This window comes from Rhizobium sp. JAB6, assembly GCF_003024605.1.
Lineage (GTDB): Bacteria > Pseudomonadota > Alphaproteobacteria > Rhizobiales > Rhizobiaceae > Rhizobium.
Genome location: NZ_PYJQ01000009.1, coordinates 1,112,639 through 1,132,216, shown reverse-complemented (window position 1 = coordinate 1,132,216; position 19,578 = coordinate 1,112,639). Strand labels below are relative to the sequence as shown.

Below are 19,578 nucleotides of genomic sequence, written 5' to 3'. Positions count from 1 at the left end.
CGGGACTGAAAGTGCAACCGGGATCAGTTTTCCAGAAGGAAGGCGACGGAGCGGGCGGGTAGGGTGATCTGCCCACCGGCTGCATTCTCGCCTGCCGTCGTCAGGTGGGACCAACCCCCGCTTTCGGAAGCCGGTAATGTCACGGAGCGTTCGTCTGCGGCGCGATTGAAGGCTATGGCGAGTCGCGTCGATCGGTGGGTCGCGCGATCCACTGTTTGCAGCGCCATGCCGAGCACGGCCGCTCCCGGTGCTTCCCAATCCGGCACCGTCATCGGCGTGCCGGCGCTTGAGAACCACAGCACGTCGCCATCGCCGCGAAAGAAATTCATGTCGCCAAAGGCCGTGAAGCGGCGGCGCAGGCCGGCGAGCCAGGCGGTATGGGCGATCAGTTCCTCATCCAGGAGCTTCCAGTTCATCCAGGTGATGGCGTTGTCCTGGCAATAGGCATTGTTATTGCCCTGCTGGCTGCGTCCGCCTTCATCGCCTGCGGTCAGCATGATCGAGCCGCGTGTGGCAAAGAGCGTCGACAGCATGGCTTCGATATCGGCGCGGCGTTTGGACTGGATCGCCGGATCGTCCGTTTTTCCCTCGATGCCGTCGTTCCAGGAGAAATTCTCGTTGTGGCCGTCGCGATTGTTCTCGCCGTTGGCTTCATTGTGCTTGTTCTCGTAGGAAACGAGATCCATCAGGGTAAAGCCGTCATGGGCGGCGAGGAAGTTGACACTGCGGGTCTGCGTTCGCCCGTCACGGCCGAAGATGGAGGAGGAGCCGGCAAGAACCGTTGCCAGATCGCCAATGCCGGCATCACCGCGCCAGAAGCGGCGCAGGTCGTCGCGGGCGCGGTCGTTCCATTCGAGGAAAGGCGCCGGGAAATTCCCGAGTTGATAGCCGCCGGGACCGATGTCCCAGGGTTCGGCGATCATGATGCGATCCTGCAGCAGCTCGTCCGCCAGCATGGTACGCAGCGTCATGCTTTCCGGATCGAAGCCCTTGCCGTTGCGTCCCAGCACGGTGGCGAGATCGAAGCGGAAGCCGTCGATGCCGGCATTGCGGACGAGATGGCGCAAGCTGTCGATGATAAGCTTGCGTGTCGGCGGCTGATCACATGCGACAGTGTTTCCCGTGCCGGTATCGTTGACCAGCGTTCCGGGCTGATCCGACAGACTGCGGAAATAAGTGGGGTTGTCGAGGCCGCGCAGGGATAGTGTCGAGCCGTGGCGGTCGCTCTCGCCCGTATGGTTGAAGACGAGATCGAGAATGACGGCGATGCCTTCGGCGTGAAGGGCAGCGACCGTCTCGCGCAGTTCCTTCATGCCGCCGGGGACGAGACGCGGGTCGAGCGCCATGAAGGCGACAGGATTGTAACCCCAGCCATTGGTGAGATCGAGCGGCGGCAGGTGCCGTTCGTCGATCCACGCCGTGATCGGCATCAGTTCGACGGCGTTCACCTGCAGGCGCTTGAGATGCGCGATGATGGAGGGATGGGCGAGGGCGCCGAGCGTACCGCGCTGCTTCGCCGGCACCTCGGGATGCAGCATGGTGAAGGGCTTCACGGCGATTTCGTAGATCAGCCCGCCGGGCTGAAACAATGGCTTGGCCGGTTTGACGGCGACAGGGCGCGAGACGATCGCCTTCGGCATCAAGTCCTGCGTGTCCGCGCCTAAGACGCCCAGACGCGGATCATAGCGAAACGGCCGATCGATCTCCCTGGCGTAAGGATCGACCAGCAATTTGGACGGATCGAACCATAGGCCGCGATCGGGATCATAGGTGCCGTGGGCACGCAGGCCGTAGCGTGTGCCTTCCCCCACATCTTTCACGAAGAGGCGGTGTTCATCGCCGTCGCAGGCGAGCGGCAGACGCGCAATTTCCTTATGGCCCTCGGTGTCGAACAGGCAGAGGTCTATCTGCTCGGCATGCCTGGAATAGACGGTAAATTCAACACCCGAGTCGGTAAGGGTCGCGCCAAGGCAGCGGGTTGTCGGCTCTGACATGTCTCGCGGCTTTCCATTTTCGGATGTTGGAACGAGGTGATACGATTTGCCGTCGTTCCTGGATAACCCCTCATCCGTCTTTCGGTGATTTCGCTCTGCTCAATCACCAAAATCCACCTTCTCCCTTTGGGAGAAGGTCCTGATGGCACAATTCCCCCTCCCCTCGGGGAGAGGGTAGGGTGAGGGGAGCTCGGTAAAAATGCTGTCAGGTAATCACCGTCGGTGCGTCACGGCCAGTACGGCCCTTGATGTCGGCGATATCCTGGGCAGCCCTGATGAGATCGGCCAGCGCTTCCTGGGTCTCGATATTGTGGCGGGTCGGATCGGGCTCGTAGCGCTCGATATAGACGCGCAGCGTCGCGCCCGTGGTACCGGTGCCGGAGAGACGGAAGACCACGCGGGAGCCGCCTTCGAAGAGGATGCGGATGCCCTGATGCTGGCTGACCGACTTGTCGACCGGATCGTGATAGGCGAAATCGTCGGCGGCGGAAACGGTAAGATCGCCGAATTTCGTGCCGGGCAGGGTCGGCAGCTTTTCGCGTAGCGCTGCAATCAGGCCGTTGGCAGCATCGGTATCGACGCCTTCATAATCGTGGCGGGAATAATAGTTGCGGCCATAGGTGGCCCAATGCTGCGTGACGATATCGATGACGCTCTCGCCGCGAACGGCCAGGATGTTCAGCCAGAGCAGCACGGCCCAAAGACCGTCCTTTTCGCGAACGTGGTTCGAGCCGGTGCCGGAGCTTTCCTCGCCACAGATCGTCGCCATGCCGGCATCGAGCAGATTGCCGAAGAACTTCCAGCCGGTCGGCGTCTCATAGATGCCGACGCCGCGCTTTTCGGCAACACGGTCGGCGGCGCCGCTGGTCGGCATGGAACGGGCAATGCCGGCGATACCATGCGAGTAGCCGGGAGCGAGGTTGGCGTTGGCAGCCAGGATCGCCAGGCTGTCCGACGGGGTGACGTAGATGCCCTTGCCGATGATGAGATTTCGGTCGCCGTCGCCGTCCGACGCGGCGCCGAAATCGGGCGCATCGTCGCTCATCATGTCGTCGTAGAGCTCCTTGCAATAGACAAGGTTCGGATCCGGATGATGACCGCCGAAATCGGGCAGCGGCAGAAAATTGCGAACCGATCCGTCCGGGGCGCCAAGGCGGATTTCGAAGATTTCCTTGGCATAGGGGCCGGTGACGGCGCTCATCGCGTCGAAACAGATGCGGAAGCCGAGGCTGATCAGGTTGCGGATGGCGCCGAAATCGAACAGCTCCTCCATGAGTGCCGCATAGTCCTCGACGGGGTCGATGACCGAGACGATCATGCCGCCGACATCCTCGCGGGCGATGCGGTCGAGGTTGATGTCGGGGAAATCGGCGATCTTGTAGCTGTCGATCACCTTGGAGCGCTCATAGATGGCGTCGGTGATCTTTTCGGGCGCGGGGCCGCCGTTGCTGATGTTGTATTTGATGCCGAAGTCTTCCGTCGGGCCGCCGGGATTGTGGCTGGCCGACAGGATGATGCCGCCGAAGGCCTTGTACTTGCGGATGATGTTGGAGGCTGCAGGCGTCGAGAGGATGCCGCCCTTGCCGACCATCACCTTGCCGAAGCCGTTGGCAGCGGCCATTTTGATGGCCTTCTGGATGACTTCGCGATTGTAGTAGCGGCCGTCGCCGCCGATGACCAGGCACTTGCCCTGATAGCCTTCGAGCGAATCGAAAATCGACTGAATGAAGTTTTCCGCGTAGTTCGGCTGCTGGAATACGGGAACCTTCTTTCGCAAGCCCGAAGTGCCGGGTTTCTGATCCGCGTAGGGGGTGGTCGGTACGGTTTTAATCATCGGGTTAAGCGCCTCTCGAGACTAGACTGGAGTAGAGAGCGGCGTAGCGTTCTGCGCTCCTGCCCCAGGATACGTCGGATTTCATGCCCTGCTTTTGCATCTGCGTCCAGACCTTTCGATCCTGGAAGAGGTGCATCGCGCGGCGCATGGCCTGCAACAGCCCCTCCGCGGTGACGGGCGAAAATTGAATGCCGGTCGCGACTTTTGCCTGCAGCGCGGCGTGATTGGCGTCGATAATCGTATCGTTCAGGCCGCCCGTGCGCGCAACGATCGGCAGGCAGCCGTAGCGTAAGCCATAAAGCTGCGTGAGACCACAGGGTTCGAAGCGCGAGGGAATGATAATCGCGTCGCAGCCGGCCTGCATCAGATGCGACATAGGCTCGTTGTAGCCGGCGGACACGCCGACACGACCCCGATGACGGCCGGCCGCGGCAAAGAGTGCGCCCTCGAGCGCCGCGTCGCCGGCGCCGAGAATGGCGAGCTTGCCGCCCATGTGGACAATATCGCTGGCAACCTCGGCCAGAAGATCCATGCCCTTCTGCCAGGTGAGGCGGCTGACGACGCAGAAGATCGGACCATCATCCTCATCCAGGCCGAAATGCTCGACGACCCGATGCCGGTTGACGGCACGATCCTTCAACGTCGCCGCGCTATAGGTCTGGGCGATCATCGGATCGATCGCCGGATTCCAGATGTCGTCGTCGATGCCGTTGACGATGCCGTAGAGATTGTAGGCCTTGCTGGCGATGACCCCTTCGAGACCCATGCCGAATTCCGGCGTCAGGATTTCCTCTGCATAGGATGGGCTGACGGTGGTCAGGGCATGCGCCGTCTGCAGTCCGCCCTTGAGGAAGCCGACATCGCCGTAATATTCGATGCCTTCCATGGAAAAGGCGTGGTCGGGCAGGCGCAGGCTCGGGAAAATATCGGCGCCGAACTGACCCTGGAATGCGATGTTGTGGATGGTCAGAACGCTTGGCAGTTCCGGTGTCGGATAGTAGCGCATGTAGACCGGTACCATGGCCGACTGCCAATCATGCGCATGCACGAGGTCCGGCCGCCAGCCTGGCAGGAGACCTGCGGCAATTTCCGCACCGGCGAGCGACAGAGCGGCGAAACGCCGCCAGTTGTCGGGGTAGTCCTTGCCTGTCGCATCGACATAGGGACCGCCGGTGCGGCTGTAATAGGCTGGTGCGTCGAGCACGAGGAAGGAAATACCCGCGTGCTCGACTTCGAGAATGGTGGCTGCCTCGCCGAGGAGATCCGGAAGCTCGAGACGAGCGACCGGATCGCGAATGGCTTTCATGACCGCAGGATAGCCTGGGATGAGGGTTTTGGTTTCGACGCCATAGGGCTTCAGTGCGATAGGCAGGGCGCCGACCACATCGGCCAGGCCCCCCGTCTTGATCAGGGGGAAGACTTCGGACGAAACCGAGAGAACCTTCATCGGTTACAAATCCAGCTTGTCGATCATCGATTGGGTGATGAGGCAGATGCCGCTTTCCGTTCGGCGGAAACGCTTGGCGTCGAGTTCCGGATCCTCGCCGACCACCAGCCCCTCGGGAATGGTGACACCATGGTCGATGACGACATTCTTGAGCTGCGCGCGGCGGCCGATCTTGACGCTCGGCAGCACGACGGCTCCCTCCAGCTTGGAATAGGAATTGGCGCGGACACCGGTAAAGAGCAGGCTGTTATAAAGGCTGGCACCGGAAATGATGCAGTCGCCGGCAACGACGGAGGAGACGGCCGAGCCGCGGCGGTCTTCATCGTCATGGACGAATTTGGCCGGCGGCGTGATTTCGGCATAGGTCCAGATCGGCCAGGATTTATCGTAGATGTCGAGTTCCGGCACCACGGCGGTCAGATCGATATTGGCCTGCCAATAGGCGTCCACCGTTCCGACATCCCGCCAATAGGCCTCGCGCTCGAAATCCGAGCGAACGCAGGACTGGGTGAAGCGGTGCGCGATGGCTTTGCCGTTCTTGACGATATGGGGGATGATGTCCTTGCCGAAATCGCGGCTGGAATTCGGGTCGGCCGCATCGCGCTTCAGGCAGTCGATCAGGAATTTCGTGTGGAAGACGTAGATGCCCATCGAGGCGAGCGCGAAATCGGGATTGCCGGGGATACCGGGCGGATCGGCCGGCTTTTCGACGAAATCTATAATCCGGTCCTTGTCGTCGACATGCATGACGCCGAAGCCGACAGCCTCCATGCGCGGCACTTCCAGGCAGCCGATGGTGACATCCGCGCCGGAATCGACGTGCTGCTGCAGCATCCATTCGTAGTCCATCTTATAAATATGGTCGCCGGCGAGGATGACCATGTATTCCGGACCATAGGGCTCAATGATGTCGATATTCTGGTAGACGGCGTCCGCCGTGCCCTCGTACCATTGCGTTTCCGAAACGCGCTGCGATGCCGGCAGGATGTCGAAGCTTTCGTTTCGTTCGGGGCGGAAGAAGTTCCAGCCGCGCTGCATATGGCGGATCAGCGAGTGCGCCTTGTATTGCGTCGCGACGCCGATGCGGCGGATGCCGGAGTTGAGCGCGTTGGACAGCGCGAAATCGATGATCCGGGTCTTGCCGCCGAAATAAACGGCGGGCTTGGCACGGCGGTCGGTCAGCTCTTTCAGGCGGCTGCCGCGTCCGCCGGCAAGAACGTAGGCCATGGCATCGCGCGCCAGCGGCTGGAAACGTTTTTCTACCATTTTATTCCTCCCTGTCCGTAGTGATCTCAAAATTCCGGTTCGAGCATGATCGTCGCCAACGGAGGCAGCGTTATCACCGCCTGGACGCCTCCGCCCGCGTTGACAGCCTGGACACGCCCGCCGTTCCCCTTGCCGCTGCCGCCGTAGATATCGGCATCGGTATTCAATATCTCGCGCCACCGCCCCTCAGCTGGCAGGCGCAAGGCGTAGTTCTCACGATAGACTGGCGTGAAATTGGTGATGACGGCAACCGGCTTCTCGCCCGGTGCCTTGCGCAGCCAGGCGAAGACCGAGTTTTCGAAATCGTCGACGACAAGCCATTCGAAGCCCTCGCCCTCGCAGTCGCGGGCATGAAGGGCCGGCTTGCTGCGATAGGTGAAATTGAGATCGCGAACGAGGCGGCGCATGCCTTCGTGCATGCGATATTGCAGCAGGTTCCAGTCCAGCGCGCGCTCTTCGCTCCACTCGCTCCATTGCGCGAATTCCTGCCCCATGAAGAGCAGCTTCTTGCCGGGATAGCCCCACATGAACGCGTAGTAGGCACGCAGATTGGCGAATTTCTGCCAGTCGTCGCCGGCCATCTTGGCGATCAGCGATCCCTTGCCGTGAACCACCTCGTCATGGGAGAGCGGCAGCACGAAGTTTTCGGAGAAGGCGTAGACGAGGCCGAAGGTCAGCTCGTTGTGGTGATATTTGCGATGCACGGGCTCGCGGGCGAGATAGCTCAGCGTGTCGTGCATGAAGCCCATGTTCCATTTGAAGCCGAAGCCGAGGCCGCCTTCATGGACCGGTTGCGACACTTTCGGCCAGGAGGTCGATTCCTCGGCGATGGTCATGACACCGGGATGAGCCCCATAGATCCGGGTGTTCATCGACTGCAGAAAACGCACGGCTTCCAGATTTTCGTTGCCGCCATATTCGTTAGGAATCCATTCGCCGTGCTTGCGGGAATAATCGAGGTAGAGCATGGAGGCGACGGCATCGACGCGCAAACCGTCCAGATGGTATTTCTCCGCCCAGTAGAGCGCGTTGTTCAGCAGATAGGCGAGCACCTCGGTGCGTCCGAAATTGTAGATCGCCGTATTCCAGTCGGGATGGAAACCCTTGCGCGGATCTTCATGTTCGTAAAGGGCGGTTCCATCGAACCAGCGCAGTCCATGCTCGTCTGTCGGGAAATGTGCCGGTACCCAATCGAGGATGACGCCGATGCCGACCTTATGGCAGCCGTTGACGAAGCGGGCAAAGCCTTCCGGTTCGCCAAAGCGGGCGGTCGGTGCGTAAAGGCCCGTGGTCTGATAGCCCCAGGACGGATCATAGGGATGTTCGGTGATCGGCAGGAATTCGATATGGGTGAAGCCCATGTCGACGCAATAGGGGATGAGGCGCGAGGCAAGCTCGTCCCATGACAGCATCGAGCCGTCGTCCCGGCGCTGCCAGGAACCGGCATGCACCTCGTAGATGGAGATCGGCTGGCGGCGCTGATCGACGCTCGCCCAATGTTCGCGGTGGGCGGAATCGTCCCACACCTGAAGCAGTTCGTTGGCGGTGACCGAAGCCGTCTTCGGGCGCAGTTCGCTGCGCCGGGCGAAGGGATCCGCTTTCAGCGGCAGCAATACGCCATCATGGCCGCGGATTTCGAACTTATAGGCGACACCGGCAGGCACATCCGGGGCGAAGATCTCCCAGATGCCGCTGTCGGAGCGGAAGCGCATGACATGCCGGCGGCCATCCCAATTGTTGAAATCGCCGACCACGGAAACACGCTGCGCATTCGGCGCCCAGACGGCGAAATGAAAGCCCTGCACGCCTTCGTGCTTCAGCGGATGGGCGCCCATCCTGTCGAAGAGCCGTAAATGCGTGCCCTGCCGCGCGAAGTAGTCGTCCATCGGTCCGAGAACCGGGCCGAAGCTGTAGGGATCGGTCACGGCCCATTCAACATCGCCGCGTCTGGCGCGATAGCGAACCGGCTGCTGCTTGGCGAGCTTGACCTCGCCGGAAAAGAAGCCTGCCGGATCGAGACGTTCCAGCTCGCCGATGACGGAACCGTCGAGCGCGGTCGCGGTTACAGCCTCGGCGCCAAGGATGAAACAGCGGGCCACATAGGCTTCATCCGTCTTGTGAACGCCGAGAACGGCGAAGGGATCGGAATGCGTGCCTGCGAGAATTGCAGCAATATCCTCTGCCGAAATATCCCTCAAGCTCGTGCCGTCAGCGGGTTTCTTCGGCTTTTTCATCCGGCTCTCCAGATTTCCTTGGCATATTGACGGATCGTCCGATCGGAGGAGAACCAGCCCATGCGAGCGGTATTGTTGATCGTTTTCGCATACCACTCGGATGGATCGGCCCAAAGAATATCGACTTCGCGCTGTGCCGAGGCATAGGCATCGAAATCGGCGGCGACCATGAACCAGTCGTGGCTATAGATGCCGTCGATAAGCCCGGCATAGCGGCTGCGATCGTCGGGAGAGAAGACGCCGGAGGCGATGGCCGAAAGAGCTTGAGCCAATTCGCGCGAACGCTCGATGATGGCCCGGGGATTGTGACCGTCGCTGCGCAGGTTGGCGACCTCGTCGGCCCGCAATCCGAAGATGACGATATTGTCCTCGCCGACATTGTCGCGCATCTCGACGTTGGCGCCGTCGAGCGTGCCGATGGTCAGCGCGCCGTTAAGCGCGAATTTCATGTTGCCTGTACCCGAGGCTTCCATGCCGGCCGTCGAAATCTGCTCGGAAAGATCGGCGGCCGGAACCATGACCTCTGCCAGCGAGACGTTGTAGTTCGGCACGAAGACGACCTTCAAGAGGCCGCGCACCGACGGATCGTTGTTGATGACGCGGGCGACGTCGTTGATCAGCTTGATGATGAGCTTCGCGTTGTGATAGCTCGGCGCCGCCTTGCCGGCGAAGAGTTTGACGCGCGGTTGCCAATCGAGCTCCGGATGCGAGCGGATCTGGTCATAAAGCGCCACCGCCTCGATGATGTTGAGGAGCTGGCGCTTGTATTCGTGAATGCGCTTGATCTGAATGTCGAACATCGCATTCGGATCGAGCTTGATGCCCATGCGGCTGGCGACCAGATTGGAAAGCTGCACCTTGTTGGCGCGCTTGACCGCTGCGAACTTCTCCTGGAAGGCGCTGTCGCGGGCAAACTGATCCAGCGGCTTCAGCTGTTCGGCATCGTCCAGGAAGGCGTCGCCGATGGTTTCGCGCACGAGATTGGTCAGGCCGGGATTGCACTGCATGAGCCAGCGTCGCGGCGTGATGCCGTTCGTCTTGTTGTTGATGCGATCGGGATAGAGCTTGTGCAGGTCGGCGAAGACCGTGACCTTCATCAGGTCGGTGTGAAGCGCGGAAACGCCGTTGATCGAGTGCGAGCCGACGAAGGCGAGATTGCCCATGCGCACGCGCCGATCGCCGTTTTCGTCGATGAGCGAGATCGAGCGGATTTCGGTGTCGCTGAAATTGTGCAGTTTGCGCGCTTCCAGCAGTACCTTGGCGTTGATGGCGTAGACGATCTGCATGTGGCGCGGCAAAAGCCGCTCGAAGAGCGGCACGGGCCAGCTTTCCAGTGCTTCTGGCAGCAGGGTGTGATTGGTGTAGCCGAAGGTGTTTCGGGTGATGTCCCAGGCCTTGTCGAAATCGAAGCCGTGGACATCGATCAGCAGGCGCATCATTTCCGTGACGGAGACGGCTGGATGCGTGTCGTTCAGCTGGATCGCGACCTTGTCGGCGAGATTGGTCAGATCGTCATATTGCTGCAGGTGACGGCGCAGGATGTCCTGCAGGGAGGCGGACGAGAAGAAGAACTCCTGGCGCAGGCGCAGCTCCTGGCCGGCGGGCGTCGCATCGGCAGGATAGAGAACCCGCGTCAGGCTTTCGGCCTTGTTGCTTTCACGCAGCGCGCCGATATGATCGCCGGCGTTGAAGGCATCGAGCAGGATCGGGTCGATCGGCTGCGCCGACCAGAGGCGCAGCGTATTGACGCGTGCGCCGCGCCAGCCAACTACAGGGGTATCGAATGCGGTGGCAATGACGCGCTCGGCCGGCTTCCAGACGTAACGCGGCTGATCGTCATGGTTGCCAATGGTCTCGACAGTGCCGCCGAAGCCGATTTCATAGGAGCTTTCCTGGCGCTCGAACTCCCAGGGGTTGCCATGCGCCAGCCAGGTTTCGGGCAGCTCCACCTGCCAGCCGTCGGCCATCTGCTGGCGAAACAGGCCGTGCACATAGCGAATGCCGTAACCATAGGCCGGCACGTCAACGGTTGCCATGGATTCCATGAAGCAGGCGGCAAGACGGCCAAGGCCGCCATTGCCGAGCGCCGCGTCGGGCTCGAGGCCGGCGATGACACGAATATCGACGCCGAGCGAGGCGAGAGCGTTGGTGATCTCTTCCATCAGGCCGAGATTGGAGATGGCGTCGCGCATCAGGCGGCCGATCAGGAATTCGAGAGATAGGTAGTAAACGCGCTTGGCACCGGTCTGATAGACCTTGCGGGTGGATTCGATCCATTTGTCGATGACGCGGTCGCGAATGACCAGGATCGTTGCCGTCAGCCAGTCGTGCGGCTTGGCCACCTTCGCGTCCTTGCCGATGCGGTATGTCAGGCGCTCAATGATTTCTTCGGCAAGGATTTCGGGGCGGGAACTGCGCGGGGCTGGAACGGGGAGATCAGCCTTCGTCAAGTTATTCATACTATCAACTCTCGCCATTTGTGATTTATATTCAGCGTGTTACGGCCAATTAAATCGATTTGCCTTCCGTTTCCCTATCAGTTTACGCACTGATGTAAAGCAGTTGCAACAAGCGAGTTGCGCAGATGCGAAAATTGCGGCGAAAGGTTTTGGGTGAGTGCGAAAAGACTTGATTCCGATGATATTTCGGGCTCTTATTCGCGCATCGATCAAACGAAAAGCCACGCAATACTCGCATCGCGCGGCTTTTTTATTTCGATGGCTATTTATGGTTGCTTGGCGTGAGGCCTGGGGAGGTCACTTCGTCAGGAGCGTCATCTGCTTGGATGTTTCCGTAGCGATTGTCGTAAATGCCTTGAAGAGATCCGCGGCACTCTGCGGAGTGAAATAGTCAGAGGAAGAAGTTGCACAGTACTGCAGCAACGCCTGACCGTTCTGAGGCGCCATGAAGGCAATCGTGTAAACGTGAATGCCGTTTTTGCGCGCCTTGTCGCATTGTTCCTTGGTCTTTGTATCGGCGTTTGACACGTTGTTGTCGCCATCGGTCATGAACACGATGTACATGGTCGGATTTGTAACGCCGCTCTTGTCCTTGTGCTGGAGTTGTTCATACGTCAGCCCCGACGTCGTCGACAATTTCGTCAATGCGTCGACAGCGGCTGTAAAGGCGGGGGCAGAATTCGTGGAGCCGCTTGAGGTCAGGTTGTTGACATAGGCCGTGATGCCGTTCGTACCCCAGGCCAGGGCTGTAGGCGTCTGAGCGACATTATTATAGGAGTCGGCGCCGGTGCGGACGTACATCATGTTTGGATCGGCGCTGTTTAGTTGTGCGGTCAGATTGGATGTCGCAATCTTCAGCGATTCCATTTTAGTGTAATAGTTGGTCGAGGTACCGGTGCAAGTACCCCACTCCTGCTTGCCATTCTTATTTGTTTTTATGCAGTTATAAGTGTACGTCGTCGTAGGCTGCTGGGCGTTAACCGTGTCCGTGGCTTCGTCCATCGATCCGGAGCGGTCCAGAACGAAATACATCGACAGGGCATTCTTCTGAGTTTCGGAAGTCTTTCCGCTGATTGACGTGCTGGATGCAGAAATGTTCAGGGAACGCTGCCCGATCAGGCGGGTCATGCTGTTCACCGGCATCGAATAGGATGAATTTACGACGACCGTGTAACCCGAATTCCCGGAGGAATCGGTCGTTTTTGTTACCGTCGTGCTGGTGCCCGCTTTCAGTGAATTTGTAGCATCCGTATCGCCGGCGAGATAATTCGACATCTGGCCGAGTACAAAATTGTTGGCGAGTTCCTTGGCGTTTGTCGTTGTCGTGCTACCCTCGGCCAATGCCGTCGCGGTAGCGAGCGCGGCGGCATCCGTTGCCTCTTGAAGTTGACTGCGCGAGAGCGACATGTTCGTGACATCGATTGCAACGCCGCCGGCTGCTACGAGCACAGGGACCGAAATCGCCGTCAGGATGCCGAAATTTCCGCATCTGTCGCGTAAAAGTTGTTTTGTAATCCGAAGTAAATCCGAACCGGCAATCATCATGTCCGCCTATTGAAAGAGTTAGATTCTCAAGAGTGGCGGGACTATTAGATACAAATATTAGTTGAAGGTTTAAGCGATCAGTTGTTTTTTAATAAACCACGTCATCTGGCGCGATTTGCTTCAACTTTTTACTACTCAAGATATATTTTATTTTAGTGGAATAACATTTACGGCCTGAATGGATTTCTGGCTGCCGTAGCCTTTGAGCACGCCGATGACGGGCGACACGTCCGAATAATCACGGCCATAGGCGACGACGATGTGATCCGTGCCGGCCGGGATATTGTTCGTCGGGTCGAGCTCGATCCAGCCTGCCGTCTCGCCGCACCAGACGCGCACCCAGGCATGCATGGCGTCGGCGCCCTCCAGCCTTTCCTTGCCGGGCGGCGGGATGGTGCGCAGGAAGCCGCTGACATAGCCGGCGGGAATGCCGAGGCTGCGAAGCGCGATGATCATGACATGCGAAAAATCCTGGCAGACGCCGCGCTTGAGACGGAAGGCTTCTTTCGGGGTGGTATCGACCGTCGTCGCCTCGGGATCGTAGACGAAGTCCTTGTGTATCTGCGCGCAAACCGTATGGGCGATCTGCAGGGTCGTCAGATTGGTCGATTTCCACTGTCTGCTGTAATCCGCAATCTCCCTCGTGTCGGGCAGACGCGGGCTGCTGCCTAGAAAATGGTGAGGCGAAGACGGATCGATCGACCAGCAATCGTCGATCTCTTGAGGCAGCTTGGCGAGGAGCGGCGAGAAGTCCGCCCCGACGGGCTGGCTCTCCACCTGAACACGCGCCTGCATGCGGATATCGAGCCTTTCATGCGGCTCGCGCACGAGGATCGAGGTCGCCGGATGCTGGAAGAAATCCGTGAAGTTCGACTGCTCGTCCGGACCGGGGGTTATTTTCACCGAGCCGGCGATCAGCCGCTGCCGATTGGGCAGGGAAAGCGGCATGACGCGCAATATATGCCGCGCACCGCTCGCCGGCACGTCATAGATGTAGCCCATGTGAAGCGAGAGGTCGTATAGCATCACGTCATCCGAGATAGGTGCGTGCCAGCAGATCGGACAGCCGCTCCAGTTCGCGCGCCAGCTGCTGGTAGACCTCGACGGTCATTGCTTCGGGCGTCATCACTGCCAGGCCCGAATGCAGGCGCATGGCTTCGCGGAAGAAGGGCGACATCTGGCCGTTGACGTAGGCATTCGGCAATTGCTCGACCTCGCGGTGGATCTCGTTCATCTGGAAAAGGATCGAGCGCGGGTTCAGCGGATCGAGTGCGAGCAGATCCGTCACCGTCAGACGAGCCGTATTGACGTTGTAGCGGCGGCGATGGGTCATGACGCTGTCGCCGATCTCAAGCAGCATGTCGAGCGCGCCGTCCGGCGCGTCGGGGCCGGACATATGGCCGAGCAATCGCGTCATGTGCAGGCCGCGCTCGATATAGCGGCCGAGCGACAGGAAGCGCCAGCCGGTGAAGCGGTACATGTTTTCATGCACGAGACCGGCAAAGCCCGCGAGCTTGCGCAACAGGATCGTCATGGCATGGCTGGCATCGTCGCCAGGTTTCACCCCTTCCTTGAAGCGGCGGGCCGTCTTGGCGAGATCGTTCAGCGCCAGCCAGCCGTCAGGAGAGAAGCGATCGCGGATGTTGCTCGCCGAATAGACGGCGCTATCGATATTGCGCAGCAGGTTTTCCGGTACCGCCTGCTTGGTATCGATGTCGATGGCGACGAGATAGGCGCTGACATCGGCAAGCAGCGGCTGGTTCGGATCGGCCGCTTCCGCAAAACGGCCATGCCAGGCGCGCAGGATGCGCAGGGCACCTTCGGCGCGCTCGATATATCGACCAAGCCAGAAGAGGTTGTCGGCGGCCCGGCTCGGAAGACTGCCCGGCATGTTGCGGGTGAAGGTCTCTTCGGCCGGCAGCAGGGTATGGGCTTCGACGGGCTTGTGCGAGACGATCCAGACATCGGCGGCCGAGCCGCCGGCCTGCATGGCGATGGCGGCGACATCGTCGCCGCTGCCGATGCGGGCAAAGCCGCCGGGCATGATCTGCCAGCCGTTTTCCGTGCGAGCGGCGAAGACGCGCAGGCTCATCGGCCGCGGCGTCAGCCTGCCGTTGACCCAGGCCGGCGTGGTCGACAAGGTCACGACCTCCTGGCCGACCAGCTTGTGCCCCTCGGTCGCCAACCAGTCTGCGATGGAATCGCGGGCGGTGCTGCGCAAGGTCGATCCGAGCACGGACTGGCCGTTATCGTCGAAGAACGGCATGCAGGAATAGGCCGGGCCGATGACCATCTTCTCGATATTGGCGGCAACATGCTCGCGCTCGGTCTTCTGGCCGCACCACCAGGTCGCGATAGAGGGCAGCTTCAGCTCTTCCCCGCGCAGATGCCGAGAGATGGTCGGCATGAAGGCGAGCAGGGCGCGCGTCTCGAGAATGCCGGAGCCGAGCGCATTGACGATGGTCACCGTCTGCGCCCGCAGGGCTTCGACGAGACCGGGCGTGCCGATATGGGAATGCTGATTGAGCTCGAGCGGATCGGCGTAGGAAGCGTCGAGACGGCGCCAGAGTACGCTGATCGGCCGCAGGCCCGCGACGGTGCGCACCATCAGCTGATCGTTGACGACGGTGATGTCCTCGCCTTCGAGCAGCATGAAGCCGAGATAGCGGGCGATATAGGCGTGTTCGTAATAGGTCTCGTTGGCAGGCCCAGGCGTCAGGACGGCGACACGGCCTTCGCCACCGCGCTTGCCGCCGAGCAGGGCATCGCGGAAGGCGCCGAAGAAGGAGGCGAGGCGATGAACCTTGGTTTCGGCGTAGATATCGGAGAAGGCCCGGGTGGTGCCGACCCGGGTTTCCAGCGCGAAGCCAGCGCCGGACGGCGCCTGCGCGCGGTCGGCCAGCACCCACCAGTTGCCATCGGGGCCGCGGCCGACCTCGAAAGCCAGGAAATGCAGGTAGTGGCCGCTTGCGGGCTTAACGCCGACGAGCGGGCGCAGAAACTCGGGATTGGCGGCAATCAGCGCCGGCGGCAGCAGCCCTTCGCTGACCAACCGGCTGTCGCCATAGATATCGGCGATGATCGATTCCAACAGATCGGCGCGCTGCTGCAGGCCTTCGGAGAGAGACTGCCATTCGCGCTCGTCGATGAGCACGGGAATATGGGAGATCGGCCAGTTGCGTTCGCTGACACCCGCCGTTCCATAGGCGCGATAGAAGACGCCGGCATCGCGCAGATAGCGGTCGGCGCGGGCGAAGCGCTCGGTCAATCCCTCTTCCGTCATGCGCGTCAGCGCCGAGAGGAAGTTTTGCCAGACCGGGCGGACGGCGCCGGTGTTGTCGACCATTTCGTCGGCGACACCAGGCAGGGGACGATAGGCAAAGGCCGGCGCCTTGGCAGTGCCGGTCTTTACCTCATCCCGTCGTTCCCTCGCCGGTTTTCTACCCATTCATAGTCTCGTCTCAAATTCCCGCCGGACGCCTGAGGTCGAGCGTCAGCGGGAATTCCACCGATGCGCTCTCCGGTCTTACGGCATAGCCACCTGCTGTATGCCCCCAAGGCTCGAAACGCGCAAGACGTCGCGCTTCCGCCTCGTTGCCATTGACGGGGAAGGTGTCGTAGTTGCGGCCGCCCGGATGGGCAACATGATAGATGCATCCGCCGATCGAGCGCTGTGACCACGTATCGTAGATATCGAAGGTCAGCGGCGTATCGATGGGCAGAACCGGGTGCAAGCCCGACGCCGGATGCCATGCCTTGTAGCGCACGCCCGCGACCGAAACGCACGCCACCCCCGTCGGCGTCAGCGGCACGGGACGGCCATTGCAGGTCACCGTATAGCGGGAGGGATTAGCGGTTTCGAACCGCACTTGCAGGCGCTCGACCGACGAATCGACATAGCGCACGGTGCCGCCGATCGCGCCTTCTTCGCCCATGACGTGCCACGGTTCCAGCGCCTGGCGCAGCTCCAGCTTGCTGCCCTCGTATTCGACTTCGCCGCAGAAAGGGAAGCGGAATTCGAGCTGCGCTTGGAACCATTCCGGTCTGAGGTTGAAACCGTTTTCGCGAAGATCGCTGAGGACGTCGAGGAAATCCTGCCAGATATAATACGGCAGCATGAAGCGATCATGCAGCGTCGTGCCCCAGCGCACGAACTTGCCATCGATCGGGTTGCGCCAGAAGCGGGCGATCAGTGCGCGCACCAGCAATTGCTGGGCAAGGCTCATGCGGGCATTCGGCGGCATTTCGAAACCGCGGAATTCGACGAGGCCGAGGCGTCCCGTCGGTCCATCCGGCGAAAACAGTTTGTCGATGCAGATTTCCGAGCGATGCGTGTTGCCGGTGACATCGATCAGAAGATTGCGGAAGAGCCGGTCCACCAGCCAGGGGAGCGGCTGAGTGCCGCGACCTGGCGCCGGCACCTGGGCCAGCGCGATTTCCAACTCGTAGAGGCTGTCGTGACGGGCTTCATCAATGCGCGGCGCCTGGCTTGTCGGGCCGACGAACAGGCCGGAAAAGAGGTAGGAGAGCGAGGGATGGCGCTGCCAGTGCAGCACCAGGCTCTTCAGCAGGTCGGGACGGCGAAGGAACGGGCTGTCGTTCGGATTGGCGCCGCCAACGACGACGTGATTGCCGCCACCGGTGCCAGTATGACGCCCGTCGATCAGGAATTTGTCCGTGCCGAGGCGTGTCTGTCGCGCTTCTTCGTAAACCGCCGTCGTGATGTCGACGCAGTCCTGCCAGTTCGACGCGGGATGGATATTGACCTCGATCACGCCCGGGTCAGGCGCGACACGAATGACGTTGATGCGTTCGTCCTGTGGCGGCGAATAGCCTTCGATGTGAATCGGCAGCGCAAGTTCAGCTGCGGCATTTTCGGCCGCTGCCAGCAGTTCGAGATAATGTTCGATCTTTTCGACCGGAGGCATGAAGACACACAGTCGACCGTCACGCGGTTCGACAGAGATCGCGGTGCGGACGGCGCCGCCGATTTCGCCGAGCGTCTGTTCGACCCGCGATTGAGAGCTTTCATCCACCTGGAACGAGGCTTCTGGCATGGTGCGGCCAGCCGGCACGATGACGTCGGGCAGAGGCATGCGCGGAATGGAGGGATCGGCCGTATGGATATAGGGATATCGTGATGGCGGCACATAAGGGAGCGTGCCGAGCGGCAGGCGATAGCCCACTGGAGAATCGCCGGGCACAAGGAAAATCTTGCCGCGGCGCGTGCGCCACTTTTCGCTGACCCAGCGTGTACCGCCGGCGCGCCCGTTCCATGCCTGTATGGGCAATATGTAGCCGGTTGGAGTGGTCAGGCCACGTTCGAAAACACGAGCGATACGGCTGCGCTCCTCGGGATCCTTGAGCTTCGAATTGGAAGGATCAACATTCTCTGGCAGGCTCCCTTCCTTGACGATCCATTCAGCCGGATCTTCGTAAGCCGGTTGCACCATGTCAGGCTCGATCGCCAGTTCCTTTGCAATCGCATTCAGAAGCTTGCTGGCGCTTTCCGAGCCCGCACCGGTCTGTGCTGTTTCCTCGGCGATCAAAGCTGGGTTCTGCCAGATCGGCCGTCCGTCCTTGCGCCAGTAAAGCGAGAAGGTCCAGCGGGGTAGGCTTTCGCCGGGATACCATTTACCCTGGCCATAATGCAGGAAGCCTCCGGGCGCGAAACGCTCGCGTAGGCGTCTGATCAACTGATCGGCAAGGTCGCGTTTGGTCGGGCCGACGGCGGCAGTGTTCCATTCCTCGGACTGGAAATCGTCGATCGACACGAACGTGGGCTCGCCACCCATGGTCAGGCGCACGTCATCTTCCTTGAGGATCGCGTCAACCTTTTCGCCGAGTTCGTTCAATGCATCCCAGCTTTCATCGGAAAACGGTTTGGTGATGCGCGGATGCTCGGCGACGCGGGCGACCTTCATGTCGAAATCGAATTCGGTATTGGCTTCGCCGAAATAGCCGCCCGAGATCGGCGCGGCGTTGCGGTAGTGCGGCGTGGCGGCGAGCGGGATATGGCTCTCGCCCGTCAGCAGACCGGAGGTCGGATCGAGGCCGACCCAGCCGGCGCCGGGAAGATAGACTTCTGCCCAGGCATGCAGATCGGTGAAGTCGACCTCGGTGCCGGAGGGACCGTCGAGCGCCTTCAAGTCGGGTGTCAGCTGGATGAGGTAGCCGGAGACGAAGCGGGCGGCGAGGCCGAGATGGCGCAGCACCTGAACGAGCAGCCAGCTCGTATCGCGGCAGGAACCTTTCGCCGTCTCCAGCGTCTCTTCGGGCGTCTGCACTCCGACCTCCATGCGGATGACATAGCCGATCTCCTGTTGCAGGCGCGTATTGAGGCCGACGATCATATCGACGGTCTTCTGTTCCGAACGGTCGAGCGTGGCGAGGAAGGCTTTCAGCCTGGGGCCGGGCTCCTCCGGCTTCATATAGATCGAAAGATCCTCGCGGATCGTCTCGGGATAATCGAAGGGCCATTTGGTGGCTTCCTCTTCGACGAAGAAATCGAAGGGGTTGTAGACCGTCATGTCGGCGACGAGATCGACCTCGATCTTCAGTTCGGTCACCGGATCGGGAAAGACGAAGCGGGCGAGATAGTTGCCGTAGGGGTCCTGCTGCAAGTTCACGAAATGGTTTGACGGCGTGACCTTGAGCGCATGGCTCAGCACACGAGTCTTGGAATGCGAGGCGGGTTTGAGGCGGATGATCTGGGGGCCGAGGCGGACCGGGTTGTCGTATTTATAATGGGTGAGATGATAGATGCTCGCCTTGATCGCCATATGTCTCTTTGCCTAGC

10 protein-coding genes are annotated in these 19,578 nt (G+C 60.7%); all 10 read right to left on the bottom strand.

Annotated features, from left to right (window positions below):
• Positions 1-23 precede the first annotated feature (23 nt).
• The 10 genes from glgX to C7U61_RS15495 all read right to left on the bottom strand — a co-directional run bounded on the left by glgX (position 24) and on the right by C7U61_RS15495 (position 19,561).
• Positions 24-1,994 carry a glycogen debranching protein GlgX gene (gene glgX / locus C7U61_RS15540; RefSeq protein ID WP_106998912.1) on the bottom strand — a complete coding sequence of 657 codons (1,971 nt, stop codon included), beginning with the start codon at positions 1,992-1,994 and terminating at the stop codon, positions 24-26.
• Positions 1,995-2,199: 205 nt separating this feature from the next.
• Positions 2,200-3,828, bottom strand: a complete 1,629-nt coding sequence (locus C7U61_RS15535) for an alpha-D-glucose phosphate-specific phosphoglucomutase (RefSeq protein WP_106998911.1) — start codon at positions 3,826-3,828, stop codon at positions 2,200-2,202.
• A 4-nt stretch (positions 3,829-3,832) separates the two neighbouring features.
• Positions 3,833-5,275, bottom strand: a complete 1,443-nt coding sequence (gene glgA, locus C7U61_RS15530) for a glycogen synthase GlgA (protein ID WP_106998910.1) — start codon at positions 5,273-5,275, stop codon at positions 3,833-3,835.
• A 3-nt stretch (positions 5,276-5,278) separates the two neighbouring features.
• Positions 5,279-6,541 carry a glucose-1-phosphate adenylyltransferase gene (gene glgC, locus C7U61_RS15525; RefSeq protein WP_106998909.1) on the bottom strand — a complete coding sequence of 421 codons (1,263 nt, stop codon included), beginning with the start codon at positions 6,539-6,541 and terminating at the stop codon, positions 5,279-5,281.
• A 26-nt stretch (positions 6,542-6,567) separates the two neighbouring features.
• Positions 6,568-8,775: a 1,4-alpha-glucan branching protein GlgB gene (glgB, locus tag C7U61_RS15520; protein ID WP_106998908.1), complete on the bottom strand. Its 2,208-nt coding sequence runs from the start codon at positions 8,773-8,775 to the stop codon at positions 6,568-6,570.
• A complete protein-coding gene (locus C7U61_RS15515) occupies positions 8,772-11,234 on the bottom strand; it encodes a glycogen/starch/alpha-glucan phosphorylase (RefSeq protein ID WP_106998907.1) in 2,463 nt (820 codons plus the stop codon). The genes glgB and C7U61_RS15515 overlap by 4 nt, the downstream gene beginning before the upstream one ends.
• 297 nt (positions 11,235-11,531) lie before the next feature.
• Positions 11,532-12,779, bottom strand: coding sequence for a pilus assembly protein (locus C7U61_RS15510; RefSeq protein WP_245410804.1), 1,248 nt, complete (start codon positions 12,777-12,779; stop codon positions 11,532-11,534).
• A 147-nt stretch (positions 12,780-12,926) separates the two neighbouring features.
• Complete coding sequence (locus C7U61_RS15505) at positions 12,927-13,805, bottom strand: transglutaminase family protein (RefSeq protein ID WP_106998906.1); 879 nt, start codon at positions 13,803-13,805, stop codon at positions 12,927-12,929.
• 4 nt (positions 13,806-13,809) lie between these two features.
• On the bottom strand, positions 13,810-16,227 hold the full coding sequence (locus C7U61_RS15500; RefSeq protein WP_106998905.1) for a circularly permuted type 2 ATP-grasp protein: 2,418 nt from the start codon (positions 16,225-16,227) through the stop codon (positions 13,810-13,812).
• 13 nt (positions 16,228-16,240) lie between these two features.
• Positions 16,241-19,561 carry a transglutaminase family protein gene (locus tag C7U61_RS15495; RefSeq protein ID WP_106998904.1) on the bottom strand — a complete coding sequence of 1,107 codons (3,321 nt, stop codon included), beginning with the start codon at positions 19,559-19,561 and terminating at the stop codon, positions 16,241-16,243.
• Positions 19,562-19,578: the final 17 nt, after the last annotated feature.